The organism is Terasakiella sp. (assembly GCF_048267425.1).
Classification (GTDB): domain Bacteria; phylum Pseudomonadota; class Alphaproteobacteria; order Rhodospirillales; family Terasakiellaceae; genus Terasakiella.
Map to the genome: position 1 here is coordinate 173,502 of NZ_JBLWXN010000007.1, position 25,248 is coordinate 198,749.

Consider the following 25,248-nt stretch of genomic DNA (forward strand, 5'->3'; position numbering starts at 1 on the left):
TGAGCCTTATGTTGGATTTGTTTCTAATAAGTGCTGAACGATTTTTAAGTCAAACGGCGTGTCAATATCGATTGAACGTTCCTCGGGCATCTCATAAATATAAGTTTGATCGTTAAGAACCCCCCCTTGAGCATTGAGAAGGCTTTTGCGTGTCCATACATAAATTGAGGCATTCATATCGAATACCTTTGGTGCATCCTGCCGCCTCAGCACGTTCTTTTTTGGAGGTTTGGAAAGTTTAACTTTTGAATTCGGTAAAAGCTCAACTTGGTTGAAATAAGGAGAGCGTCGGGCTGGACAGCCAGTTATGACATTAACATTATCATTGTGACTTGCCAAATTTTCATGGAACCAGACTGCACCGATAATATCTTTGGGGAGGCGTAGTGGGGATGTAGCATCAAGGTCCACGCATGTCTTAAACTGACAGTTCAGTTCCTTTTCAACAGCCTGAACACAATGTTGTATGGCTGTTAGTTTTCCAGATGTGTTTGTTGCCAGTTCATCAGGGCGTTTGATGACTAGGTCAGCTCCCCATTCTCTTGCCAATGATAAAAGTTCGGGATCGTCACTGCTGACCGCGATAACTTCAAAAAGCCCAGATTTTTTTGCTTGATCAATGGAATGTGCAAAAAGGGGTTTACCTGCTATAAAAGTAGAATTCTTTCTAGGAACACCTTGGCTCCCTCCCCGGATGCAAACACTACAAATTCGTTTGATTTTGTTGGTCATTTGATAATTCCTTTGCTCGAAGAATAAAGGCTGTTGTTTTCAGACCATTCTCATATGTGCAAGTATTTATATCCGGGTGGTCTTGTAGAAGAGCTTTCGCTTGCATTAGATAAGTATGTTGAATGTTTTGTTGAAATTCCTGAATTTCACCGTTTATGCTCATTTTGCCGTTGATTAAGTTGGCATAAAGCGTTTCGTCAGAAGATAGAACCTCAATATGCCGTTTTGCAATTTGGTCTGTATAATTTAGGCGTATGGATATAGCTGGACAGCGAGGTGAGTTTGCGAGAATTAAGGCTGTATCATCACTGTCGATTTCCAGCGTGCTGAAAGTGCCACATAGAGAAGAAATTAGGGATAAGTCTCCAAATAACCATTGTGCGTAATCTATTTCATGGCTCAGGTCCCAAAGAACTCCCCCACCGCGAATGGAAGAGGCTGAGTAACTACATCGGTAATCTGTTTCAGGTCGCCAGTTGGGTAAGTAGCTGCCGCAATAGATATCTACGGATGAAATATTTTTTGTACTAACCTGTCTTTTTAGGTTTTGAATTATAGGCAAAAAACGCAAGTTATAAGCGACAAAAATGTTATCAGTATGAGAAATAGCACCTTTTTGAGGCATGTTGAAAAGTGGCTTTTCCACTAAAATGCGGATATTTTCCGAGTAAGCCCGAATTTCTAATAATGAAGCGGCATGGTCTGCTGTATCATTGGCGATTATGCATAAATCAGGTTGGAAATTTTGTAAGCCTTCAGTGAGATGACGAAATATATTATGATTATTCTGTGCTAAATGTTTTGATACAGCTTTTACTGTGCATCCCAATAAAGTGAAGGCATCGTAATGCTTTCGACCAATACTTCCCATACCTATAATCAGAACTTTTTTTAACATTTTAAGTACTCAAAAGGTCTTGAAGGCAGTGAATGACAAAATCCTGTTGATCGTCTGTCATCGTTGGAGAACAGGGTAAGCTTATGGATTGAGAGTATAATGTTTCACTAATGCCCGCTCCTATGAAAATCGGATTAATTAGAGAAGGGCTTAGGTGCATTGGTTGCCATAAAGGACGTGTGATTATATTTTTCTCGCTTAATCTTAAAATAATTTCCCGTGCATCAAGTGAGGCTTTGTCTGAAAGGATTTGAATTGTATAGAGCCAATTTGCGGGCTTTACATTGTTTTTAATCGTTGGCGTATTGATAAAGGGGGACTTGGCAAAAGCCTGATCGTATCTGTCACGAATTCGGCGTTTATGAAACAGTATATCATTGCAAACCTCGAGCTGAGCACAGCCAATAGCCGCTTGTATATTGGTGAGACGGTAATTGAATCCTGTTTGATCATGGACGTATTCTTGATTATTGCTTTTGGCCTGAGTTGAAAGATGTCTAACTTGTGAAGCGAGTTGATCATCGTCTGTAACGATCATTCCACCACCACCTGTTGTAATCATTTTGTTTCCGTTGAAGCTAAAGCATCCGCAGGACCCAAATGTTCCGCAATGTTGGTTATTTATGAAGGCACCTAAACTTTCTGTCGCATCTTCAATGAGCTTGAGAGAGAATTCTTCCGCTATGGGTTTAATTTTTTCTATATCGACAGGATTACCCAAGATATGAACCGGTAAGATTGCTTTGACTCTTCGGTTTGTCTTTTTGTTGTATAACTGGTTATTCGTGTAAATGCACTCGTTCTGAATAAAGTTGCGCAGTAGAGTTGGCGATATTTGCCAGCTGTCTTTATCGCAATCAATTAATACAGGATGAGCTCCCGTGTATTTTATCGCATTGATGGGGGCAATGAATGTAAGGTCTGACACTAAAACTTCATCATCGTTTTGGATGCCATTGGCAAGAAGGGAAAGATGAAGAGCAGCTGTACCATTTACAACTGCAACGGCATGCTTTGCCCCGACATATTTGGCAAATGTCTCTTCAAAATGGTTTACATATTTACCTGCAGAAGACACCCATCCTGTATCAAGGCATTCTTTTACATATGCCCATTCGTTCCCTTTTAAGTAGGGTTCGCTAAGGGGAATGATTTTAGATGTTTTGGAATCAGATGACATAATTGTTTCGTTCATAATGATGGATATTCTCTCGAAACCATTCAATGGTTTGTTTTAAACCTTCCTCAAGAGTGATTTCGCTTGACCAACCCAACAACTGCTTGGCTTTGCTGGAATCTGCCAATAAGCGTTCGACTTCACTATTTTTAGGTCGCGTTCGTGTCAGATCTTCCTCTAATGGGTTATCGTTTCCACAAAGTTGGATAATCAGCTTGGCGAGGTCTCCAATAGAAATTTCTCGTCCGGATCCTAGGTTTATAGTTTCGCCGATCGCATCGTTACATTCGGCCGCCATAATGAAGCCTGCAACGGTATTGCTAACATAATTCATATCTCGTGTTGGTGTGACATTACCAAGTTGGATCGGTTGGTTACGTAAGCATTGTGAGATAATAGTAGGGATAACGGCACGCATGGATTGACGGGGGCCAAAGGTATTGAAAGGCCGTACAATCGTAACGGGAACATCAAAGGAGCGGTAATATGATTCAGCCATCATATCGGCTCCTATTTTACTTGCAGAGTAAGGGGATTGTCCTTGCAGGGGGTGGCTTTCATTGATCGGGACAAACTGTGCGGTGCCATAGACTTCTGAGGTTGAAGTATGTATGAGACGCCTGTTTTGATGACGACGTACTGCTTTTAAGACGTTGGTTGTGCCAATAATGTTGGTTTGAATATAGGAATCGGGCGCAACATAGGAATAGGGGATTCCGATTAAAGCGGCTAAGTGGAATACTGTATCCTTTTCTTTGATCAACTGGTCAATGTAATTGGAATCAGTAATGTCGCCCAAAACAATTTCCATGTCGTTTTTCAAGCGGCTATAGTCTAGCCAGCCAAAACGGTTTAATGAGTTGTAGTGTACAAAGGCTGTGACATTAGCGCCTTTTTGGGTAAGGGTCTCGCATAAATGACTTCCGATGAAACCAGCAGCGCCTGTAACGAAAATATTTTTATTTTTCCAATCCATCTTAATCTCTCGTTTTATGTGACTGATGTAATATCGAAGAAGGTCTTTTTCAAACTGTTAGAAGACCAGTCTGTTTGCTGAAGAATGTTAATAATTTTTTGCGCAGTGTTGCCGTTCCCATAGGGCGAAGGGGTGTTTTTTATACTTTGTCTAAACTGATGATTTAATGCGAGCTGAATAGCCGCTAAAATCTCGGTTATATCGCCTGAACAGTCTAATATACTTGGGGTTCTCATGCGACCCCTTTGCCTGTCACCAATGTTTATGCTTGGGATTTTGAGGATAGGGGCTTCGATTATTCCACTGGAAGAATTCCCAATAACAACATCAGCATGTGAAACCAGACTGAGATAATTTTTATGTCCAAGGTTTTCGCACATAACAATTTGTTTGCGGGGAATGCTCTGAACAAACTCCTCTAAAATTTCCCTAACGACAGATGCTCCGGTGTCAGCATTTGTACCCGTAATGACGAAAGTTGCTTGTGGGAATTGTTTTAAGGCCTCGGAAAGGGCGGTTATTTCCTGCTTTGTATCTTCGTAAGACAGGCTTATAGGATGGTAAGTGATAGCAAAAAGTGGAGCCTGCATTTCAATGCCGAGCATCGTTTCCAGTTCGTGACGGGAAAGAAATGCCGTATTTTGAATTGAAGTAGCTGCGAGTGCTCCGACATTAAAGACGCGTTTAGGGTCTTCTCCAAGCTGTAAGACCCTGTTCCGATATAACTCTGTTGCTGTAAAATGAAGATTAGCCGTTTTGGTAATGCTGTGACGGATCGCCTCATCTATTACACCTTCGCTACGTTCTCCACCATGAATATGAGCGATGGGGATTTGCAGGTAGAGTGCTGCAAATGCAGCACTGGCAATTTCATAACGATCACCGAGCAATATGACAAGATCTGGTGCCAAGCGTGAATAAGCATGAGCGATACCATCTAATGCCTGAGCTGCCATAAGTGCAGTATTTAAAGGGGTATCCCCAGAAAAAGGGAGAAAAACTTGCTCGTCAATTTTGTAGCCATCAGCGACAATCTCATTGACTGTCATGCCATGTTTTTGGGACAGGTGCGTACCAGTGACAATCAATTGAAGGGTAAAGTCAGGACTATTCCTTAATAACGACATCAAATTACTGAGTAAGCCATACTCAGCTCGTGTACCTGTTACAACACATATCTTTTTTTTTGAGAAAGGGGTCATGATGCGTTTGTAGGAAGGGCTGGAATAGGTTCATTGAGGGGCGTGTCAGGGGGGTAGGACTGTGAGGCTGGTGTGCCTATTATATCCCAATAAGCAAATGGCGTATTACCGTTTCCAGGCCTTATGATTTGAATGTCCTCTTCTGTAATGATTTGGCCTTTTTTAATGTGGGTGATCGCTCTGAGTGACTTTCGAGCCGGAAGACGGTTGTTCTTTTCGCTGGAAGAAACTTGTTTATTGGAAACGCCAAGGGCGGCTTCAATATTACGTATTGAGCGGATCATTTTTTTAAATTCATCTGGTTCAGTGGACGCAATATGATCCGGACCCTGCATATCTTTTGATAATGTAATATGTTTTTCTATAACTTTGGCGCCAAGTGCGCAGGCGGCGATTGATGCTTCTATACCTTGTGTATGGTCAGAAAATCCGGTCTGAACATTAAAAGTCTGTTCCAGTGTTTTCATTGCCCGCAAATTAATATCTGAAAATGGAGCGGGATAAGATGTGGTGCATTGAAGCAAGGTCACTAAGGAGGAAACCATTTTTCGTCCGGCTGGATTTTGCCAAGAAGTACGAAAAGCTGCCAAGCTAGGGGGAGTGTCGGGTGTTTTTGTAAATCCATACGCCAACACACTAAGGGCGGTTTCGATTTCTGGAATATCAGCCATGCCGCAAGAAAGTAGTATGGGGAGTTGATGTGAGGCGGCTGCAAGTAACAGAGGAGCGTCGACAAGATCTCCAGAAGATATTTTTATGTAAGGCAGGGGAAAGTATTTGACAACCTGGTGGAGACTTTCAGTGTCAAAAGCAGTTGTCATAAAATAAATCTTTCTTTTTTGACAATGCTGTTGAATTTTAAGGAAGTCATCCATTGAAAGTTCTAGTGAGCGCAACATATCAAGTTGAGATCCGGATTGCCCCAAGTTTTGTTCTTGGTAAGAAGCCATGGCTGTATTGGTTGCCACAAGACGAGAGGCTTTGAAGGTCTGGAACTTGATGGCATCAGCCCCACATTCCGTTGCGCAATCAACGAGTTCAAATGCAGTTTGAAGCGAGCCGTTATGATTTACACCGGCTTCAGCAATAATGAAGCAACTCATCGGGGCTTTCCTCTAGTTTTCCACTTTTTTGGCAAAAATACCCTGTTCGATATCTTGCTGGGCTTTTAGGTAGTCGTCATGCTTTCCGATATCTAACCAGTATTCATGGATTGGGAAGTTAATGACGGTTTCGCCTGTTTCGAGTAAAAGGTCAATTAGTTGGGTCATGTCGAACTTATCCCCGTTTTGAGGAATAAGTTCAATTGCGCTTGGTTCTGCAAGGTAAATACCTGCGTTCACAAAAAACGAAATTTGAGGTTTTTCCTTAATTTCGGTGATGTGACTGTCTTTGGATTTGACGACCCCGTAGGGGATATCAATTGTATAACGCCTTACAGCAACACTGAGCTTGGCATTATGTTCTTTATGAAATTGTAGGAATGCTGAAAAATCAAGATTTGTGAGAATGTCACCGTTTATGATCAAGAGTGTACTCTGTCTGTCTGGGACTAAGCTGACGGCACCGGCCGTTCCTAGGGGTTGATCTTCTTTGACATATTGAATGTTGACGCCATGGTTTTGTCCGTCGCCAAAATGGTCGGTGATTTGATTGCTTAAATAATGTGTTGTAATAACGACATCGTAGATGTTGGAGGTTTTTAGCTGTGTAATGATTTGTTCAAGCAGAGGCTTTTCACCGACGGGAAGCATGGGTTTGGGGGTTGAGTTGGTTAAGGGGCGTAAACGCGTACCGAAACCACCAGCCATTACAACGGCTCGAACGGGAAGCTGATTCTCTGAAAATAACTGCTGAAAACCAACGATATCAATCACTCTTGCATCATCATCTATCAATGGAATGCTGGTAATCTTGTATTTTTGCATCAACGCAATCAGTTCAGGTTCAGAAATGGAACTGTGCGCTTTAATGGGTGTTTTATAAGTAGGGTTGGTTTTGGAACTTAAAAGGACACTGAGCGGTTCTGTTTCTTTTACATTACCGAGAATCGATCTTCGGATATCGCCGTCAGTAATTGTTCCGATAAGACGGTTGCACTCATCTACAACGAGTGCGATTTTTGCGGAGTTCGCTTCTATCACACGAATTGCGTCGCTAATTTGATCGCCAAGGTGCAAGAAACACCTCTCAATGTCGTCGCTATAATATACCATCGCAAATCGACCTTCTGTCGTTACACGCGGAAAACCAGTAAAGGCTTTTTTTCTTTCCCGTCCGATAGTTTAGAAAAAAAAATACATTTTGTCACTTAATAAAAACGACGGACAAAAGGGGGGCTCTTATGGTTTACCTGTTTTACAAGAAAAGACGGGTCCGGAAAACACAAGAAGGGTATGTGTTTATTTCTTTTGATTTAATCCAATTCATATGATAAAAAAAGACATCATACGTAGTATGCGTATGAGTAGTCGTGTGGCTACATTTTTCTCAGAAAGAGGAGTACTTAGTTATGGCTGATATTGCACTCTCAAGCGCCGTTCGTTCAAACCTTCTGGCACTTCAGAACACTTCTGGATTTATTGACCGGACACAAGGCCGTCTGTCAACCGGTTTGGCTGTTGCCAACCCGTCTGATGATGCGGTTAAATTCTTCCAAGCGAAATCTCTTAGCGATCGTGCTACGGACCTCATGGAACGTAAGTCATCAATCGACCAAGGTGTGAACGCTCTTAACGCAGCTTTGACTGCCGTTGAGTCTATCGAAGATTTGGTTCAACAAATCAAAGGTGTTGTCGATTCTGCACGTTCTGCAGATAAGACACAGCGTGCAGCTTTCCAGAAGCAAATTGGTGAATTGGGTGAGCAAATTTCTAAACTTGTAAACGATGCATCGTATCAAGGTTTGAACTTGCTTAACTCCACCGCTTCTAAATTGTCTGTTCGTTTTTCTGAAAAAACAGATTCAAAATTGGATGTTAACGGTGTTGACTTCAGCTTGTCCCTGTTCTTCAAAAACTCAACTGGCGCTGCTGCGCTTGGTGCGACCAAAGGGTCTGCTCTGCTGACACATGTGTTCAGTAGTAAGTTGTCTAAATACAACAACTCTTTGGCTACAATCCTTGCGAGCTTTAACGCAAAAGCAGATGCGTTCGTTGCTTCTATGGATTCTACAATTTCCAACCTGCGTGCGGAAGCCGCTAAAATGGCTGGTAATGTTGCGATCCTGGAAGTTCGCTCTAACTTTACAGCAGACTACGTTGGTGTTTTGGAAACTGGTTCCGGTCAGTTGACACTTGCAGACCTGAACGAAGAAGGTGCTAACCTTCTTGCGCTGCAAACTCGTCAACAGATGGGTATTCAAGCTCTGTCATTTGCTGGGCAGTCCGAACAAGCCGTTTTAGGCCTGTTTAGATAATCACCATCCTAAGGTTAGCGACCAGAGATTTTCTCTGGTCGCTAATTTATTTAGTCGGGAAAAAAGATATGCCGCTTAAATTAAATTTAAAAAAAGAACAAAAAATTATTATTAATGGTGCTGTTCTTGAAAATAAATCGGATCGATCGCTTTCTCTGGCTTTGTTGAATGATGCGGTTATTCTACGTGACAGAGACATTTTGACAGCAGAAGAGGCATCAACCCCAGCAGCTCGGGTTTATTATAGCTTACAATGTGCGTACCTATTTAAAGAAAAAAGAATAAGGTATGTTGCTGAGGCAAAGGTCTTTATTGAAGATTTTATGGTAGCGGTTCCGTCTAGCAAAAAAATATGTGAAAAGGTGCTGTCAAAAATCGAAGATGAGGACTTTTATGGTGCTCTTCGAGATGCTCGAAAGCTTATTGATGTTGAAGCCAAAGTTCTAGAACCGCTCCCAGAGACAGAAACAGATTAAATTGTAATTTCAAATTAAGATTTTGTTTAATCTGTTTAACGTAATATCTTTTATAGCAATGTCGTTTTCTTATGATTTTGACAGGCGTTTACACTAGGTATCTAATATATAGGCGGGGAGAGTGATTAATGTCTCAAAACTACGGTGTACAAGGATATCAAACAACGCCTATGCCAGGAGATTCAAGCGCAAGTGAGGCTTGGGCACTGATGCAGGCTGCGCGAAGAATGTATGATTGCCGGGATGCGGAAGACATAGAAGACCTAAATGAAGTCGTCCGGTTGAATTGGCGTTTATGGACAATTTTTCAAGCAGATCTACTAGGCGTTGATTGTAAGTTACCTTTGGAAATTCGTCAAAATATGCTTTCTCTTTGCAAGTTTGTCGATGAGAGAACAACGAAATTCTTTTCTTCTTCTGATCGTACGCTTGTCGATGTTCTTGTTAATATTAATCGGGAAATTGCTACCGGCTTGTATCAGCAATCTGAAAATAAAAAGAAAACATTAGACGATTCTGATGCCGAAAATATCCCGCCTGCGGGATTGAATAATATCGATGTATAAAACTTAAAATCGGGTGTGGTATGACGACGTTGCAGGAAATAAAACAATACATTGCCGCGGATGATTGGAAGACAGTCATCCGAATTTGCGAAGAAAAATCGCAAGATGAAAGTTGTGACCCTGTATTTATCTTTCTAAGGGCGGTGGGCGCATTTGTTGAAGATGACATTGCTCAGGCTTGCCTTATCGGTGAAGCTGCTTTTGCTGCAATGCCTGATGCAAAGCAAGTTGCTGATTTTATGGCTGTCATATCTGTGTTTGTCGGCAAAAGTAAGGATTCATATTATTACGCAAAAGTCCGTTCAGTTCTGGAACCTAACCCGGAAATTGAAGAATTATTGCCGCAGGATATATTACCGGATTATTCCGATGTTTTAGAGGAAATTGTCGAGCATCCGCTATTGGTTAGAGGTGCGGGGGCATATCGGGATGGCGATTTTGAAAAGGCGGAAAACTGGTTTCGTCAGCATATAATTGTGCATCCGGAACATGTGCAGGGCCACCATGCATTGATTGATTGTCTTGTTCTGGAAGAACGTTATCGAGCTGCTGTTGAAGCTTGTCGGTCTGCGTTGCACATTTTACCCGAGAATGCAGACCTTTTGAGCAAGGAAGCCACTTTGTTGGCGCAGTTAGGCTATTTTGAAGAGGCAAAGTCCTGCCATCGTCAAGCAAAATTGCTCGCTCCAAATGACGCAACAATTGCAGCTGCAATGTCAATGGACCTTGTCGATGACCCAAACGTATCTGTAGATGAAATCCGCAAAGATCACCAAAAATGGTGGGATACCTTCGCTTTTAAGAAAAATGATACTTTTACGAAAAAAGCAGATAAAGAGAAACGTATTCTGAACGTGGGCTGTATTTTGATGGGAATTGATCATTTCCGATTTGGGGCGTCATTGGCACACGCATTGTCATATCGAGATCCTTCAAAATATCGAACAATCGGTTTCGGTGCGGGGGAGTTGCATGATCGAGAAAATATGATGTACCAGAAAGCGTTTGATGATTGGCGCTCTGTACGCTTCGACGACCCTCATACACTTGTAGAAAGTGCAAAGGCATTCGACATTGATGTGTTGATAAATTGTAGCGGATTACGCCAACCTGAAGTGCTTAGAACTTTTGGAGTGCGTACTGCCCCTGTCCAAATTCTATATGCTCCTGCCGTTCTTGGTGCAAGAACGGAGACAATAGATTGTCAAATTACTAACTCTATCGTTGTCGAAGACGCGCTCCGTCAAACGATGGAGACAGGGCATGCGATTGCGAATATTGAACAACCGGATGATATGCATTCACGAGCGGTTCCCCGTTCAACGGGTTCGCCGTTTACTTTTGGTATGGACGCAACGTTTGCAGAGCTTAATTGCCAGACTGTAGAAGCGATAGTACGCATTTTGCGCGCGTGCCCTGATAGTATGGTGCTGTTACGCAACCATGACTTTGAGCGTTCTGAAAATACCATTATGTTAATGGAAAAGTTCGGTAATTTTGGTATGGCGCATCGTATTGATATTCTGGCAACGGCAACTTTCCGTGAGTTTGCAAGTGAAGTCGACGTTTTCCTTATGCCTGCCAGAACGCAGCGATTTTATATTGCCGTTGAGGCCGTTAGTGCTGGTATTCCTTTTGTGTGTAATGAAAAGTGGGATCAGGTTGTTGGGGGCATTATTGACTTTGCTAAATCAAATAACTTTTATGACGAGATGGTCGCAAAAGATGAGGAAAGCTATATTGAGTTGGCCAAGAGTTGGTATAACCGCGCTGACGATTTAAGGCAATCACGGGAAAAAATGGCACATCGTTTAATAGAGGGTAACTATTACGAGAATGCTAAACGTATGAATGATTTGTCTCAAATTATTGATGGTCTGTGGGCAAATGCAGTAGAGAAATAGCCAATGCTAAGTTTATTTGAAAAAAATGTAGAGTTTTTTAAAAACAATGACATTTTTTTATATAAAAGAATTGAACCTTATCTAGACAACTTGGCGAAAAATACTCTTCTTCATAATGCCGATGGAGAACCCGTAAATATAAAGTTAGGGCAGGTTAACCTTTATGGTACCGATGCTGATGTTTATTCAAAAGCACAGTTAAAAGATTATTTTGATGCCCCGAACCGTATGGCATTTCCGAGTCCAGATCATTGTAATATTTCGGATGTAAGCTTTGGTTTATTTCGTAAAATGCAGGAATTCGCCAAAGGGAGAGAGTTGGATAAAGGGTGGATCAAGCCGTTACAGGTAGTTGATTCTGGTTATTTTTTCTGTAGTGGTATTGGTTTAGGTTATCATATTTCTGATATTGTTTCGCGTAACCTGACTCGGGTATATATTTTTTCTGAACCTATTATAGAGTTTTTCCTTTTTTCTTTTGATGTCGTAAATTGGGCAGATGTCTATAAGACAGCGGAAAATAATGGTGCGTCTGTCCATATCGTATTGACGGGAAAAGCGAACGAACTCGTATATCAAATTGAGAATATTATTCACAATTATAGTATTTCGTTTATAGAAGGGAGCTATTTTTACGCTCACTATGCATCTTGGGATACTCAGGAAACCCTTAATTTGTTAAGGGAACGTATGGAAGGTTATACAATTTCGTCAGGTTTTTACGAGGATGAACTCCTGATGATGATCAATACCTATTATAATTTTAAACACACAGATTTTCGATTTCTAAAAAAACAAAAAATGTTGGATATTAACTATCCGGTGTTTGTGATTGGTTCCGGGCCTTCGCTGGAATATGATTTGGATCAGATTAAGCGATTAAGGTCAAAGGCTATTGTAATTTCGTGCGGGACAACGATCAGACTATTGCTAAAGAATGGGATACGTCCCGATATTCATGTTGAAAATGAAAACGGCTGGAAGACCGAAAAAATATTAAGTGCCGTTAAAAAAGAATACGGATTGGAAGGTATCATATTAGCATGTTCATCAACGACCTTTCCGGGTGTCCAGCAATTATTTGATGAAGTGTGGTGTTATGTTCGCCCCGCTTTGAGTGCAACGAGTGTATTTGCGAAACCGACAGATTCATTGAAAGGTGTATCGCCAATGGTCGTGAATGCCGGTGCAGGAGTTGCTTATAATCTAGGTTTTCGTAAGATTTACCTTTTTGGTGCAGATTGTGGAAAGGCGAAAGATGCTAAGTCACACCACAAGGATGCATTGTACCATGATGATTTGGGCAAAGAGCTGGGCTTTACTGAAAAACAACTGAACGATATCTATGTGAAAGTTGTACCTGGCAATTTCGGAGGCGAATTTTTAACGTCGCATTTCTTAGATATGTCGCGAATTTGCCTCTCTGATTTAAATCGCCAAGGGCGTTCTAATTTGGTTAATTGTAGTAGGGGGGCTAAAATAGAAAGTGTGCCTGCCATGAGTAGTGCTGCGATTACATTTGATGAATATAATGAGAAAGAACAAGCATTTTATCTGGATAAAATACGTCAGCAATTTCCTTTTTATAAAGCTGGAGACAAGTTAAAAGAAGCGGAGTTAAGTCGATGGAGAGATGCTTGTCCCGAATTTAAGAAAGATTTGAGGAAAAAACTAAAGCCCCTGATTAAAACTGTTGATAATTTTTGGGAAATTGATGTCGCGATTAAAGAATTTTGGAATGATAATATTGATAAATATCGTGGTATTTTAATTATTATATCTGGTTCATATGCCAATATGGTGAGATTGGCATCATATTTGGGAAGTCGAATTGAAAATGAAGGCTTACGAAAAGAATTTTTAATACATTCAATGACCAAATATTTGGAAATTTGCGATTGGATGGTCGATCAGATAGAAGAGCTGTACAATAACATGCTAAATGAGGGTGATCGTATTGAAATGCCTGAAAGATACGAAGGGGGCTATGATACGCATGTTGAGAAAGAAGGCTAATGGCAAAACAGGATACCGATAAAAAAAGGAGTACAGTCTATAAAGATGTACTCCTTTTTTTATCGGTTTAGTCAATCTTACGCTACGATTTATAAATTTCTTGGTTTCAGTTTATTGGGTATTTTAAATTTTGGTAATCAAGTTAGAAATATTATAGGAAGTTAGATAGTCCAAGCTTTTGCGTCCGCGATAAAACTTGATAGGATGCCTGAAGTGCGCGATCAATATCCAGCAGTTCAGTTGTAGCTTCTAACATATCAATATCTTCGATATTGGAGATATTATTTTCCATGAAACCAATCGTTTTTTCTTCGCGCGCGATTGAATTTTTGATTTGCGTTTGTTGGAAAGCGGTATTAAATCTCAGTTGCTCAATACTGCTTACAGCTTCTGCGCCAAAAGGTGGAGTGCCATCTGTTGGATAATTTAATGCAGAGTCTAATAGCCAAAGGGCATCATCAGTCCGGCCCGTATTCTGATCGAGGCCACCAGCCGTGCCGAATTCTCCTTGTGCAATAATGGAAAGTGCCCGTATTGCTTTATCAAAGGCAGGATCGAGAGCGTTGATATTTAAATCAATAACGCGGTTTTCATCAATCCGATGCTGAGTTTCCATGAGGTCGCCGTTATAGTAGTTGCTGACATTGATGGTGCCTGCTTCTGGTCCAGCGGCTGTTGCAGTCTTTTCGGTAACCGTAATGGAGCTGCCGTCAGCACTAACAGCGCTGACTGTAACGGTCATTGTATTGTTGCCAGAGCCTGAGGCAATTTCTAATGTAGATGGAATTTCGACATTACTAAACGTGCCAGCTCCGCCAGCAGCAGTGATGGTTGTGCCTGCATAGGTCATCGTATCAGCGATGACGATCTCTGGGTTTGACCCGCGTTTAATGGTGAAGGTGTCTGCAGAGACTTCATCAGTGAGGTCTTTACGTTTGACGCGGATATGTCCGGTTGTGGTGTCAACAGAGGAAATCGTCCATGTCCCATCATTGGATGTTCCTCCTGATACTGCAATATCATCGCCAACTTTAAAGTTGGCATAGTCAGCCGCCGCATATCCAGCAGCTGTCACTTCCATATATTGGGCGTTTCCACTTCCTCCTAAGGTGAAAGTAAAATTGTCAGATACACCGAATTCCGCAATATGAGCATCGCGTGATTCAGGGTATTTTATTGTATCTCCGTCCCATTTTGTTTGAAAATCCGATAAGTTATTACCTAAACCTAAGTCGGCAGGGGCTTGTGATGTCCGCGAACCTGAAAATAAATAACGTCCGGCAATTGTCTCATTCATAAAGCCTTGAATGTCGCGCAAGGCTTGATAAGCGAACTTTTGAACCAGTTCAACCTGCTCGGCGTCCCGGCGTTCGCCACTGGAATAGTCTGATAACATATCGTACATATTACGAATTGTATCTTCAATTCCGACAAGAGAAATATCTTGAGTTTGCAATCTTAAGTCAATGACCTGGTTGTTGTCGATGAATTTTTGAGACTGGGCAGATAAATGTTCCAGGCGAACCAAACGTTCTGACTGAGAAGGGATCCCTGCATATTCTTGTGTTTTCTTTTCCGTTGCCACTGCAATTTGAGCATCGAACAAATTGCTTTGCAGCTTAAATAAATGAGAGTTCAAAAGCTGGTGGTGGGCAAAGTTTGCAAGTCTGTTTACCATCTTTCTATCTCCTATCTCACTGCGTTTTCAAGAGTTTCGAACATGCCCTGAATAACGCTGATGACACGTGCGGCGGCAGAATAAGCTTGTTCATAGAGGATCAATTGTGACAGCTCTTCATCCAGATTGACACCTTTTTGTGAGTCTGAACGGTTTTGCAAACTGTTCACCAGAGATTCCTGAATTTCGACATCCAGTTCATTATTGGCAGCCTTTGATGAATTTAATGCCAAAATGGAGGATGTGTATTGATGGAATGTTTCCGATACCTGACTTAAACCACCTGCGCCATCAAAAGACTGTGCATTGTTGAAAGTTCCGGCGAGCTCGCTGGCAACTTTATTGTCACCGGCACTCACATAATATTCGCCGCCGGTACCCAGGGAAGCATCCCAGCGCAAGATACCCCGTGATATATTGCCGGGTGTGCTGGTCAAATCATCACGAACTTTCAAGGAAGAAGCCGTGCGTACGTTGGAAACACCGAAACCTGTGTTACTGGCGAAATTACCGCTTTCCTGTACAACCTCCATGTTGTTTCCTTCAACGTTGGTAAAGCGCAATCGTTTACCATCGCCTTCGGAAATAACAGTGGCGCGAACACCTATATTGGCATTATTAACCAAGGTTGCCATGTCATCCAGAGAACCGGAAAGAGAGAGGGAACCAAGACTGGTTAAGCCCCCGCCAGAGTTATCGTAAAATGTCAGGGTGGTACCACTTTCCGCATAAGTGGGAGAAAGAATGCCAGTATCCCAAATATTTTGTCCCAAATCTTCGGTGTAAAAATCGTTTAAACCAAAGAAATCAGAAAAACCTTGATGAGTTCCGGTGACCTTTGTTCCGTCGCCGTAGAAATTGATTGTGGCATCAGCCCTGTCTGATCCGGCTGTTGTACCTGTTTCGTCACGGAAGCTCAGGTATTTAGTAGTATCACTCATGGTGATTTGTAATTTGCCATCGACAAATTGGGCCGTTCCGCCCCCTGCGTTGGCATCCAGCCAACTATCAATTGTCGTGGCAACTTGATCCAACGTCCATGGTCCTGCACCATGATCTGCGGTCAATTGAGTTGTTAGTGAAACAGAACCAACCTGATTGCCATCGCCATCCATAACAGCCATGCGGGTGTCCCCGCTACCAAAAGCAATCTGTTGCGCTGAGGAGTCAATGAAGGCGGTTGTCCCTTGCATGGACTGTGAGCCAGGGAAAGCCATCCCCCGGTTATGAACCGCATTGATCTGATCGCGCAATGCTCCTGCGAGTTCATCTAATTCAGACTGTAGTCCGGGTAATACGTCATCACGCATTTCAACTAAACCGGCAAGTCTCCCGCCTTGCAGATCGTTGGTTATGTCGTTGGCTAAAACGGCTGTACCGGCATAAATACCAGAGAAATCACCTTCTTCATGCGTGGTGACAGCACTGACACTTGCCCCCAGGTTATGTGTCAGATCAACGGCTTCCTGATCAATAAGGACACGGCCACCTTTGGTGAAGACGGAATATTCGCCGTTGGAACGGGGAAAGTAGGTAATATCAATGATTTCCGATAGGGCATTTAGTGCCAGATCCCGTTTGTCTTCAAGGGCGGATACATCGTTATTTGCTACATTATTGCGAACGATTTTATGGTTGAGGTCGGCGATTTCTTTTAGATGATTCTCCGCCTCTTTGACAGCTTGGTGAATGTCGTCATCGGCTTGTTTGCGCAAGTCTTGAATGACGGATGACATATCTTGTAATTGCTGCGCGGTATTTTCTGCCCAGCGAATAACTTCACTTTGTTCCAAGGAACGTTCAGGTGTAACAGACAGAGCCTCTAAAGCAGAGCTAAGTTCCGATATTGTATGTGCAAGGGAGCTATTGTCACCGGGGGCCCCGAATAATTCTTGCATCCGGCTGTAGTATGTCAATTGTGACTTGATGGCGTACAGTTCTGATTTTTCGTCCCGTACATCCTTGAGAAGCCCTTCATCGACCGCACGGGTGACATCGGCAATATTCACGCCTGCGCCGACACCGGCGAGAACGTTCGTTTCAAAATTCACGATCTTACGGGAATAGCCGACGGTATTGGCATTGGCGACGTTGTCGGAAACGGTACCCAGCGCAGATTGAGTGGCCAAAAGGCCACCTGCGGCGACGTGGAGTGCGTGTGTAATTGACATATCTATCTCCCTTGTTTTCTACAAGGCCTGTCTTACAAAGTTTCGTTTAAAGAAATCGGTGACGTGGCTTCTCCACGACGACCGACATTTGCATCCTTGGCATAGGTGCCGGAATGCGGGGTCATTTGCTTGGCAATATCTGCAAATTTCAGCAACACGCGCCGATTTGTATCAATGTTCAGTTTCAACATGCGTGCGTTGTGGGCGATGAGCGCGTCCATTTCCTGACTCAGTTCTTTCAAAGTCGCCCGTACATCTTCGTCGACGGCTGCAAATCCATTGACATCGCGTTGAATGCCACGGGTATGGCGTTCATAAAGGCGACTGAGTTTGTCTTTTTCAGACACAGTCTCTGCAAGTACTTTTGGATTTTGTGCGTCCAGCGCATCATTTTCCTTTTGCAGGATTTCGATCATACGCTCGCAGATATAAATCAGTTCGTTAACGCGTTCTGACATTTCCATAATTATAGTCCTTCCTGTGCGCGTAAAAGTTGGCGCTCGACGTGGTCGGCCAAGCCAATCCCGCCTGATTTTGCAAGCGATTTACCGTATTCGTTGACCAGCATGCTTTGCCACATTTTTTCTGCATGACCACCGCCAAAAGGTTCGCTTGCTTCGATCCCTTCGAACATGGGTTGCATCATCTGGCTGAGGAACTGTGCCTCGAAATCAACAGCCGTCTCATGGATTTTACGTCTTTGTAAAACATCGACTTGTGTTGGGTCTTTGAGTTGCTGTGCGTTCAGTGTTTCAGCAAAGCTTTTGCCTTGGTTGTTGGTGCTGTCGACAAGACCGGCCAGTCCCCGTTTTGCCTGTGCATCCTGAAAGGCAACTTGTGCCTGGCTGAGAAGGGAAAGATCGCTCATTACATCACCTCGATTTCAGCTTGCAAGGCACCGGCAGACTTGATGGCCTGTAAAATGGTGATCAGGTCACGCGGGCCAATACCTAAGGCATTCAGCCCGTTGACCAGTTCTTGTAAGGAAACACCATCGTCCAGAACCGTCATTTTTTTATCTTTATCTTCGTTGGCGTCGATGGCGGTCCGGTCAACTGTTGTGGTGGTGCCCGTTTGTGCAAACGGTCCCGGTTGCGAAACCTGTGGTGTTTCGGTGATCCGAATGGTCAGGCTGCCTTGTGCGATGGCAACGGTGCTGATACGGACGCTTTCCCCCATCACAATTGTGCCGGTGGTTTCGTCAATGACGACACGGGCCATTTGATCGGGGTCGACGCGTAATTGTTCAATATCGGTCAAGAGATTGACAACATTGCCATCGTAACTGTCCGGGATATCCAGTTGTACGGTACCGGGATCGGTCGGGCGTGAGGAACTGCTGCCCAAAAAGGCGTTGATCGCCTGTGAAATACGACGGGCTGTGGTGAAATCAGGATTGCGCAAGGACAATTTGACATCTTCCATTTGCGCCATTTCGAAATTGAGTTCGCGTTCGATAATCGCACCACTTGCAATGCGCCCTGATGTTGGGACACCTTTTGTAATTGTTTCAGCTGCACCTGCGGCTGTAAACCCGCCTACAGCCAATTGCCCTTGGGCGACAGCGTAGACTTCGCCGTCCGCACCGATCAACGGCGTTACCAGAAGGGTTCCCCCCAGCAGGCTGTCAGCATCCCCAAGGGCGCTGACCGTTACATCAAGACGGGAACCTTGGCGGGCAAAGGGTTTTAAAGACGCGGTTACCATTACGGCTGCCACGTTTTTACTGTCCAGACCGTCTTCGGTCGATTTCACGCCGAGGCGTTCCAGCATGGACAGTAGGCTTTGTTTGGTAAAGTGCCCGTCCGCAAGTCCATCGCCTGTGCCGTTGAGACCGACAACAAGGCCGTACCCGACAAGCATGTTGTCGCGTACACCTTCAAAGGTGACGATGTCTTTAATTCGCGAAGAGGCGTGCGTGTCAACAGGACTTAACAAAAGACCAAAGCCGATCAACAGGGCAAGACCCAAGTGGAAGGTGCTGTCTTTTGCGCTCTTAAGCACTGTTATGGTTCTCTTTATGACGGCAGTCATGGTTTTCTCATCTCTTAGCCATTGTCATATTGTGACTTAACTTTATGTAAGTCGTCTTTGTTACGATTTAACTAAGCAATTTCGATGCCAGAAAAGTAATTTTATAAAATTAAGTAAAAACAAAAAGTTAGGTTCGTTTTGGGAAAGTCTTTTTTTAAGTTTAACTGCAAAAAAGGTCTGATACGGAAAGATTTGCCGGGTGAGAAAAAGGCCAGCTTGTGAAAAGAACAAGCTGGCCAGCTGTGTAAATCAGTCGAAAACAGAAAGACTAACGTTTCAGGTCACGTGCGACCTGACTCATTTCATCAATGGTTTTAAAAGATGTTGATCCGATATTATACGCTTTCTGCGTCAGGATCATCGAGGTAAATTCATCCGCCATATCCACGTTTGAAATTTCACGTGCGTTGGGAACGAATTGTCCTGCACCTTGTCCGCCGGCCGTTCGAATGACCGCTTCGCTGGTTGTACCCGACAGGCGATAGACGTTGCCGTTTACAGGATCCAGTGAATTGGGGTTGGTAAAGGTGGCCAGTGGCAACTTATAAATCGGTCGGGTGGTGGCATCGGCAAAATGTCCGATGATTTCCCCGGCATCATTAAAGGTGACATGATGCAGTCGGGCGTTAGAACGGCCATTGTAATCGTAATGCCCCTCGACCAACTGACCTGAGGCGTAGTTGGTGACATCGGAAATATCCAATGTAAAGGTTGGTCCTGTCGTTGCACTGGCAATTTCAAGGTTGAGCGGAGATTGTAAATGACCACTACCATCAAAGCTGACGGTCAAGACGGTTGGGGTTCCATCAGCCGATGCTGCATCAATGGAGAGAGGAACGCCGTCTTCCAAAACCTCTAATGAATATTTATTGTCTTGTACGGCTGCTGCTGTCCCGTCATTGGCGATGGAGGTCTGAGTAATGGCGCCGACTGCGGCGGCAACTTCTGTCATTGAACCTAAGTCAAAGGTAAAGGCTTCATCGTAACTGCCGCCACCTTGTACAGTGACAGATGTCGGTGTGCTGGAAATCGCACCTGTGAGTGGATCGAATGTGACGGTTAGGCTCTTAGGGGTACCGTCGCCGGACCCATCAATGCTTTGTGCGTCTGATCCTTCCAGGACCTGCAATTCCCATTCATTCGGATTGGCCCCTTTTGTCCAGGTCACATTGAATTCTTTTTCATAACCACGGTTGTTATAGGCCGTTACCGCGTTGGTTTCCGTGAAACCGGCGGGTTCCCCACCGGGTAAGGCCCAATTTGGTGTCATGGTTTGGGTATGTCCGCCCAACACAATATTGGACCAGCGCAATTGGTACGTTTGGGCGACTCCATCAGCATCAAAAGCCTTGATAAAGGTCGACTCGTTATATCCAACGGCAGCATTGGATGGAACGTTCAGTCCGATTTCGGCCGTGGTTGTGGCCTCCCCATTGGATGTAAAGGTTTCCGGGTCAATTCGGATTGGGCCAAGCGAGGCTTCATCGGTCGGAAAGGTGGATTGATCGGCATTGACCGGCCAACCTTGGACGTAATATCCGTTCTTATCGACCAGATATCCCTCGCGACTGGTGACCGTATTGCCATTGATTGTTGTCGTGATTTCATCACCCAGGGCCATGCCCAACATGCCATCGCGACCATAATAGGTCGGTCCATTGCCATCCAGTTGGGTATTGAGCACAAAAAATCCGTTGCCATTAATCGCAACGTCTAAATTGTTATCGCTACCCAGCAATTGGCCTTGTTGACTGATAAGGGTTCGGGTTATGCTTTTTACCCCACCAATATCGCGGTTGCTGCCATAGGTTTGTGCGACCATTGTATAGAAATTGGTTTCGCTTCGCTTATAGCCCCCCGTATTCAGGTTGGCTAAGTTTGTGCCTATGGTTTGCATAGCCTTGCTCTGGGCCATCATCGCACCAACAGGCGCGGCGAATAATCCAAGCAAACTCATTTTAAGTCTCTTTTCATTTTCAATTTACACAGTGGGTACAATACCCCATGAATTAATAAGCAAAGGCTGTGCCATTATGTAAATGATTGATAAAAAACAGGAAAGATGATTTTGATGATGGGGAAGACGGGCAAGAGGGCAAGAGTTGCCGGGCAGACTTTCCCCACTTGCCTGAAGGTGTGTAAATAAGTTAACGAGGTAAGAGAAAATAGGCTATACTCCACAGGCTAAAGCAATGAATAGGATGCCAAGATGAAGATTTCCAATGTCGGGTCCAGTAAACCGACCCAGAAGGGACAGAAAAAAGGCAGTGTCGGCAAGTCGAGTGAATTTTCCTCACATCTCGGCGGTACGAGCAGTGCGAGTAGCTCTCATGTTGAACTGTCTGAAGTCAATCCGGTCGCGTCTATGGATTCTATTCTGTCCATTCAGGAAGTGGGGGATGCGACGGAAGAAGAAAACCGCCGGGCCCTCTATCAACGTGGCGAGGATATCCTTGATCGTCTTGCTGAAATTCAGCGCGAAATTCTGTCCGGGGCAATCTCGGTTGAGCGATTGCAGAACCTCGCACAGATGTTGCGCAACAGACGCCAAAGCGTTGATGACCCGCAATTGCAGCAAATAATTGATGAAATTGAACTGCGTGCAGAGGTCGAAATCGCCAAATGGGGCCGGGCTAAAAAATAGACGGCATGAAATAGTATTTCCTAACTCATTATAATTGCAGGTAAAAATAAACTTGCAACTCATCGAAGAAAATTGCTTGCGATATTGTGAGAGTCTTTCTATATTGCGCGCAATTTAGCAGGATGCCTACGTAAGTTAGGGGGTAACGGGATGACCGTCACTTTGGCAAAAGATTACAAGCCGTCTAATGACGAAGAGTTTATGAATGAAAACATGAAAGAGTATTTTCGTCAGAAACTCTTGTCATGGAAAGAAGAACTCATTCGTGAATCGAATGAGACGTTGGAACACCTTCAACACGAAAACAATCAAGCGCCGGATTTAGCCGATCGTGCCTCAATGGAAACGGACCGTGCCTTGGAACTACGTACACGGGACCGGGCGCGTAAATTGATCAACAAGATTGATGCGGCGCTGGATCGTATTGCCGATGGCAGTTATGGGTATTGCGAAGAAACGGATGAACCGATTGGTATTCGCCGTTTGGAAGCGCGTCCGATTGCGACATTGAGCATCGAAGCGCAAGAACGTCACGAACGTATGGAAAAAACACATCGCGACGATTAAGTCGGGGGATGTCGATTTTTAAGAAAAGGGGATGCCGGGTTGGTGTCCCTTTTTTCGTTTGGGAAACTGGGTGTTTTTTAAATAGGCATTGATCTTTACGTTTAATTCGGTCTTATTTTTAATCGTTTATCTTATCTGTTTGGGATGAAGGGCCGTAAGTCATGGCACTGAAACCTATGCACGCCCAGACGTGCGCAAAGAAGACATTGCGGCTGTTTGTGAGGTTTTGACAAGTCAATTCCTGACAACTGGTCCCAAGGTGCCTGAACTGGAAGACCTGTTTGCCCAAAAAGTTGCCGCAAATCAAGCGGTGGCCTGTTCCAATGGGACAACGGCGTTGCATTTGGCCTCAATGGCGATTGGGTTGAAGCCGGGGGACAAGGTCATCGTTCCGGCCCTGACTTTTTTAGCAACGGCAAATGCAGTGCGTATGTGTGGTGCTGATGTCGTTTTCTGCGATGTGGTTAGTGAAACCGGACTTATGACGCTGGACCATATCCGCGAGGCAGAAGCGCGCGGCGGATCCGATATTGTTGCGCGTTATCGGGTGGCGCTGGATGGTGTGTCCTCCTATGTCAAAAGTGTTTTGCCCAGCGGAAACGATGTTCCACTGTTACACCTGTTTCAAATCCTGATTGATTACAAGGGGCTTGGGAAAGATCGTGCACAGGTGATGAATGAATTGTCTGCGCGCGGTGTAGGGACGCAGGTGCATTATATCCCGGTTTCGGACCAGCCTTATTATCAAAATCTTTATGGGGTGCAAAATTTACCGGGTGCCCGTCAGTTCTATGAACGTGTTCTGGCTTTACCGCTTTATTGTGGACTGAGCGATTCGGATGTTGAAGATATCCTTGAGGCTGTTCGGGACGTTTTATTTCGATAAAAAAAAGGCCGAAGTCGGGTGACTTCGGCCTTGAGTTTTCCTTGCGTCTTAGAGCGATAAGAGCCAGGGCATTAAAAGAGTTAGAACGGTGAGACAATATCCAGAATTTGCATACCCCAACGCGGTTGTTGCAATTCGGAAACGTTGCCGCGACCACCGTATGTGACGCGCATCTCAGCGATTTTTGTATGATCAATTGTATTGGATGAAGAAATATCTTCGCGGCGAATGATGCCGGTGATGTTCAATTCCCGCAGTTCATAGTTGACCAATGTTTCCTGACGGCCATTAATCACCAAATTCCCGTTCGGCAAAATTTGTGTAATAACGGCGGCAACGGTCAGGGTGATGGTTTCATCGCGGGCGATTTTGCCTTCGCCTTTGGTGGTGTGGTCGGTATCAAGGCTGACGGTTGATGTATTGAGAACGTTTGATGAAACGACTTTTTTTAAGCCAGCTTCAAAACCGAACAGGTTAGTGATGTTGCTATCTTCGCCGTCATCGCGGGTGCGCTCTGTCTTGTTGTTGATGGTTGCTTTATCTGAAATAGCGATGCTGACGGTCAAAATATCACCAACCGAATTGGCACGATTATCTTTAAAGAAGGCCCGCGCACCGCTGCGCCACAATGAATTCGGGTTGACTGTCGCAACTTCGGGGGCAGGCATCGGCATGCTGACCGGGCGATAGTCTTGGCGCTTGGTCGGGTTGACGATTTCGGTTGTTTTCGGGCCGTCACCGACTTGGGAAAGACGTGTGAAAAGGTTGCAGGCCGAAAGGGATGACATCAAAAGAACGATGGCTGAAATACGGAGAATATTTCTAAATTTAAACATGTCTAGTCTCCTGTAACTATGCTCTAAGACTGAACTCAACGCGCGGTATGTTTTATTGATTTAGGGCGAGTTGAGCGTGTTTGGCCGTCAGAGGTACGACCGTAACGGTTGAACTGCTCAGCACAATGGCATCGATAGTTCGTTTTGTTTTGCTGTTGATAACGCGAATGGTTTCGCCATCTGATCCGTTTTCCATAGCTTTGCCTTTGGAGGTCAGGGTCATGCCGGGCATTTGCAGAATGATTGTTACAACACTGCCTTTGGGAATGACGACGGGGCGTTGTACGTCGCGTGTGCGGATCGGGCGTTCGGCATGCAAAAGACGTTTCGGGGTCATCCCAAGAATGTCCTGTGCGTCAATCACGATATCGCGTTGGGTTTGATCGGCACGAACCTTGATCCAGGTAATGTCGTTTTGTGAAATCACGTCGCCTTTGCTTAAGCGATGAGTCAATGTCGGTATTTCCAACATGGAATGAACGGCACCGGTAACACGCATCTGTTTGACCGGGTTCATGCCTTTTTCACCAATGCTGACCATTGCGGCAAAACGGTTTGTGCGACGACTATAGCTGACATCATTGACTTGAACTTCAGCCATCAGGTCGCTGGGTACGTGCACACGTAGGTTTTTATTGCTCAGTTCCACTTCCGGGTTGCTGGGTAGGTCGTATCTGCCCAGTGCCCTGACGATCGCATCCCGAATTTCGTCTTTTTCAATAATGGCGCTCTCGCGATTGACGACGGTTCGCAGATCGGCGGACAGGGGGCGCCATTGCAAGCCATAGGCCCGTGCAATGCGATAAAGCCAACGCGCATCAAAACTGGCACGACGTCCCGGTTTGGGGGCGTAGGCAATTTTGGTATCGGCTTTGTCCAGCGGGACGTTCGTGAAAAAATCACCCAAGCGGATATAATTGCTGGAAACAGAAATGTTTTCACGTAAAGAAACCGGATCAGCCTCGCCAACAGCCAGTTTGTCTGTTTCTGCTTGTGTTTGCCACGCAAAAAACAGAACGCAGAGCAAACTTAGAAAAAAGATAAAGCGTTTCATCGTTTTAGCCCTC

The 25,248-nt window shown here is 44.3% G+C and carries 23 protein-coding genes; 8 read left to right on the forward strand and 15 right to left on the reverse strand.

The genetic code is table 11. The features are described 5' to 3' along the window. Positions 1-6: 6 nt before the first annotated feature. The 7 genes from ACN0VA_RS12480 to ACN0VA_RS12510 are packed head-to-tail and all read right to left on the reverse strand — an operon-like array spanning position 7 to position 7,201. Complete coding sequence (locus ACN0VA_RS12480) at positions 7-732, reverse strand: cytidylyltransferase domain-containing protein (protein ID WP_417821474.1); 726 nt, start codon at positions 730-732, stop codon at positions 7-9. Then, the gene (locus ACN0VA_RS12485; RefSeq protein ID WP_417821475.1) at positions 704-1,630 is read right to left on the reverse strand and encodes a Gfo/Idh/MocA family protein; all 927 of its coding nucleotides are present in this window, start codon (positions 1,628-1,630) and stop codon (positions 704-706) included. Before ACN0VA_RS12485 ends, ACN0VA_RS12480 begins: the two co-directional genes overlap by 29 nt. A 1-nt stretch (position 1,631) precedes the next feature. Continuing rightward, the gene (locus tag ACN0VA_RS12490) at positions 1,632-2,825 is read right to left on the reverse strand and encodes a LegC family aminotransferase (RefSeq protein WP_417821476.1); all 1,194 of its coding nucleotides are present in this window, start codon (positions 2,823-2,825) and stop codon (positions 1,632-1,634) included. Then, entirely contained in the window at positions 2,800-3,783 is a 984-nt protein-coding gene (locus ACN0VA_RS12495) for an SDR family NAD(P)-dependent oxidoreductase (RefSeq protein ID WP_417821477.1), read from the reverse strand. Before ACN0VA_RS12495 ends, ACN0VA_RS12490 begins: the two co-directional genes overlap by 26 nt. Positions 3,784-3,797: 14 nt before the next feature. Then, positions 3,798-4,985, reverse strand: a complete 1,188-nt coding sequence (gene neuC / locus ACN0VA_RS12500; RefSeq protein WP_417821478.1) for a UDP-N-acetylglucosamine 2-epimerase — start codon at positions 4,983-4,985, stop codon at positions 3,798-3,800. After that, entirely contained in the window at positions 4,982-6,088 is a 1,107-nt protein-coding gene (gene neuB / locus ACN0VA_RS12505; protein ID WP_417821479.1) for an N-acetylneuraminate synthase, read from the reverse strand. Before neuB ends, neuC begins: the two co-directional genes overlap by 4 nt. A gap of 12 nt (positions 6,089-6,100) precedes the next feature. Next, on the reverse strand, positions 6,101-7,201 hold the full coding sequence (locus ACN0VA_RS12510; RefSeq protein ID WP_417821480.1) for a nucleotidyltransferase family protein: 1,101 nt from the start codon (positions 7,199-7,201) through the stop codon (positions 6,101-6,103). 296 nt (positions 7,202-7,497) lie between these two features. Here ACN0VA_RS12510 and ACN0VA_RS12515 point away from each other — a divergent pair, with 296 nt between their 5' ends. The 5 genes from ACN0VA_RS12515 (at position 7,498) to ACN0VA_RS12535 (ending at position 13,365) form a co-directional block, all read left to right on the forward strand. Beyond that, positions 7,498-8,403, forward strand: coding sequence for a flagellin (locus ACN0VA_RS12515; RefSeq protein ID WP_417821481.1), 906 nt, complete (start codon positions 7,498-7,500; stop codon positions 8,401-8,403). Between the two features lie 68 nt (positions 8,404-8,471). Further along, positions 8,472-8,879, forward strand: a complete 408-nt coding sequence (locus ACN0VA_RS12520; RefSeq protein ID WP_417821482.1) for a flagellar biosynthesis repressor FlbT — start codon at positions 8,472-8,474, stop codon at positions 8,877-8,879. 128 nt (positions 8,880-9,007) lie between these two features. Beyond that, positions 9,008-9,445 carry a flagellar biosynthesis regulator FlaF gene (locus ACN0VA_RS12525; protein ID WP_417821483.1) on the forward strand — a complete coding sequence of 146 codons (438 nt, stop codon included), beginning with the start codon at positions 9,008-9,010 and terminating at the stop codon, positions 9,443-9,445. A gap of 20 nt (positions 9,446-9,465) precedes the next feature. Next, positions 9,466-11,349, forward strand: coding sequence for a hypothetical protein (locus ACN0VA_RS12530; protein WP_417821484.1), 1,884 nt, complete (start codon positions 9,466-9,468; stop codon positions 11,347-11,349). Positions 11,350-11,352: 3 nt separating this feature from the next. Continuing rightward, positions 11,353-13,365: a 6-hydroxymethylpterin diphosphokinase MptE-like protein gene (locus ACN0VA_RS12535; protein WP_417821485.1), complete on the forward strand. Its 2,013-nt coding sequence runs from the start codon at positions 11,353-11,355 to the stop codon at positions 13,363-13,365. A 151-nt stretch (positions 13,366-13,516) separates the two neighbouring features. On the opposite strand, the gene ACN0VA_RS12540 is transcribed toward ACN0VA_RS12535, so the two are convergent. From ACN0VA_RS12540 to ACN0VA_RS12565, 6 genes are all read right to left on the reverse strand, one after another. Then, on the reverse strand, positions 13,517-15,043 hold the full coding sequence (locus ACN0VA_RS12540; RefSeq protein WP_417821486.1) for a flagellin: 1,527 nt from the start codon (positions 15,041-15,043) through the stop codon (positions 13,517-13,519). 11 nt (positions 15,044-15,054) lie between these two features. After that, a complete protein-coding gene (flgK, locus tag ACN0VA_RS12545; RefSeq protein WP_417821487.1) occupies positions 15,055-17,214 on the reverse strand; it encodes a flagellar hook-associated protein FlgK in 2,160 nt (719 codons plus the stop codon). A gap of 32 nt (positions 17,215-17,246) precedes the next feature. Then, positions 17,247-17,678 carry a hypothetical protein gene (locus ACN0VA_RS12550; RefSeq protein WP_417821488.1) on the reverse strand — a complete coding sequence of 144 codons (432 nt, stop codon included), beginning with the start codon at positions 17,676-17,678 and terminating at the stop codon, positions 17,247-17,249. 2 nt (positions 17,679-17,680) lie between these two features. After that, complete coding sequence (locus tag ACN0VA_RS12555) at positions 17,681-18,082, reverse strand: rod-binding protein (RefSeq protein ID WP_417821489.1); 402 nt, start codon at positions 18,080-18,082, stop codon at positions 17,681-17,683. Beyond that, a complete protein-coding gene (locus ACN0VA_RS12560) occupies positions 18,082-19,218 on the reverse strand; it encodes a flagellar basal body P-ring protein FlgI (protein ID WP_417821490.1) in 1,137 nt (378 codons plus the stop codon). Before ACN0VA_RS12560 ends, ACN0VA_RS12555 begins: the two co-directional genes overlap by 1 nt. Before the next feature lie 298 nt (positions 19,219-19,516). Beyond that, positions 19,517-21,205 (reverse strand): flagellar hook-basal body complex protein, encoded by a 1,689-nt coding sequence (locus ACN0VA_RS12565; RefSeq protein ID WP_417821491.1) that lies wholly within the window; start codon positions 21,203-21,205, stop codon positions 19,517-19,519. 252 nt (positions 21,206-21,457) lie between these two features. Between ACN0VA_RS12565 and ACN0VA_RS12570 the strand changes: the two genes are divergently transcribed. The 3 genes from ACN0VA_RS12570 (at position 21,458) to ACN0VA_RS12580 (ending at position 23,345) form a co-directional block, all read left to right on the forward strand. Continuing rightward, on the forward strand, positions 21,458-21,892 hold the full coding sequence (locus tag ACN0VA_RS12570) for a flagellar assembly protein FliX (RefSeq protein ID WP_417821492.1): 435 nt from the start codon (positions 21,458-21,460) through the stop codon (positions 21,890-21,892). A gap of 150 nt (positions 21,893-22,042) precedes the next feature. After that, positions 22,043-22,459: an RNA polymerase-binding protein DksA gene (dksA, locus tag ACN0VA_RS12575; RefSeq protein ID WP_417821493.1), complete on the forward strand. Its 417-nt coding sequence runs from the start codon at positions 22,043-22,045 to the stop codon at positions 22,457-22,459. 190 nt (positions 22,460-22,649) lie between these two features. Continuing rightward, positions 22,650-23,345: an aminotransferase class I/II-fold pyridoxal phosphate-dependent enzyme gene (locus ACN0VA_RS12580; RefSeq protein WP_417821494.1), complete on the forward strand. Its 696-nt coding sequence runs from the start codon at positions 22,650-22,652 to the stop codon at positions 23,343-23,345. A gap of 80 nt (positions 23,346-23,425) precedes the next feature. Here ACN0VA_RS12580 and flgH read toward each other — a convergent pair whose 3' ends face one another. Together flgH and flgA are read right to left on the reverse strand one after the other, a co-directional pair. Continuing rightward, complete coding sequence (flgH, locus tag ACN0VA_RS12585) at positions 23,426-24,181, reverse strand: flagellar basal body L-ring protein FlgH (RefSeq protein WP_417821495.1); 756 nt, start codon at positions 24,179-24,181, stop codon at positions 23,426-23,428. 52 nt (positions 24,182-24,233) lie between these two features. Further along, positions 24,234-25,235 carry a flagellar basal body P-ring formation chaperone FlgA gene (flgA, locus tag ACN0VA_RS12590; RefSeq protein WP_417821496.1) on the reverse strand — a complete coding sequence of 334 codons (1,002 nt, stop codon included), beginning with the start codon at positions 25,233-25,235 and terminating at the stop codon, positions 24,234-24,236. Positions 25,236-25,248 lie beyond the last annotated feature (13 nt).

Coding starts and splice junctions, on each gene's coding strand:
- ACN0VA_RS12550 (WP_417821488.1), bottom strand. CDS start 17,678: ATGGAAATGTCAGAACGCGTTAACGAACTGATTTATATCTGCGAGCGT.
- flgH (WP_417821495.1), bottom strand. CDS start 24,181: ATGTTTAAATTTAGAAATATTCTCCGTATTTCAGCCATCGTTCTTTTG.
- flgA (WP_417821496.1), bottom strand. CDS start 25,235: ATGAAACGCTTTATCTTTTTTCTAAGTTTGCTCTGCGTTCTGTTTTTT.
- ACN0VA_RS12485 (WP_417821475.1), bottom strand. CDS start 1,630: ATGTTAAAAAAAGTTCTGATTATAGGTATGGGAAGTATTGGTCGAAAG.
- ACN0VA_RS12480 (WP_417821474.1), bottom strand. CDS start 732: ATGACCAACAAAATCAAACGAATTTGTAGTGTTTGCATCCGGGGAGGG.
- ACN0VA_RS12510 (WP_417821480.1), bottom strand. CDS start 7,201: ATGGTATATTATAGCGACGACATTGAGAGGTGTTTCTTGCACCTTGGC.
- ACN0VA_RS12555 (WP_417821489.1), bottom strand. CDS start 18,082: ATGAGCGATCTTTCCCTTCTCAGCCAGGCACAAGTTGCCTTTCAGGAT.
- dksA (WP_417821493.1), top strand. CDS start 22,043: ATGACCGTCACTTTGGCAAAAGATTACAAGCCGTCTAATGACGAAGAG.
- ACN0VA_RS12565 (WP_417821491.1), bottom strand. CDS start 21,205: ATGAGTTTGCTTGGATTATTCGCCGCGCCTGTTGGTGCGATGATGGCC.
- neuB (WP_417821479.1), bottom strand. CDS start 6,088: ATGAGTTGCTTCATTATTGCTGAAGCCGGTGTAAATCATAACGGCTCG.
- ACN0VA_RS12540 (WP_417821486.1), bottom strand. CDS start 15,043: ATGGTAAACAGACTTGCAAACTTTGCCCACCACCAGCTTTTGAACTCT.
- flgK (WP_417821487.1), bottom strand. CDS start 17,214: ATGTCAATTACACACGCACTCCACGTCGCCGCAGGTGGCCTTTTGGCC.
- ACN0VA_RS12535 (WP_417821485.1), top strand. CDS start 11,353: ATGCTAAGTTTATTTGAAAAAAATGTAGAGTTTTTTAAAAACAATGAC.
- ACN0VA_RS12570 (WP_417821492.1), top strand. CDS start 21,458: ATGAAGATTTCCAATGTCGGGTCCAGTAAACCGACCCAGAAGGGACAG.
- neuC (WP_417821478.1), bottom strand. CDS start 4,985: ATGACCCCTTTCTCAAAAAAAAAGATATGTGTTGTAACAGGTACACGA.
- ACN0VA_RS12515 (WP_417821481.1), top strand. CDS start 7,498: ATGGCTGATATTGCACTCTCAAGCGCCGTTCGTTCAAACCTTCTGGCA.
- ACN0VA_RS12530 (WP_417821484.1), top strand. CDS start 9,466: ATGACGACGTTGCAGGAAATAAAACAATACATTGCCGCGGATGATTGG.
- ACN0VA_RS12495 (WP_417821477.1), bottom strand. CDS start 3,783: ATGGATTGGAAAAATAAAAATATTTTCGTTACAGGCGCTGCTGGTTTC.
- ACN0VA_RS12525 (WP_417821483.1), top strand. CDS start 9,008: ATGTCTCAAAACTACGGTGTACAAGGATATCAAACAACGCCTATGCCA.
- ACN0VA_RS12520 (WP_417821482.1), top strand. CDS start 8,472: ATGCCGCTTAAATTAAATTTAAAAAAAGAACAAAAAATTATTATTAAT.
- ACN0VA_RS12490 (WP_417821476.1), bottom strand. CDS start 2,825: ATGAACGAAACAATTATGTCATCTGATTCCAAAACATCTAAAATCATT.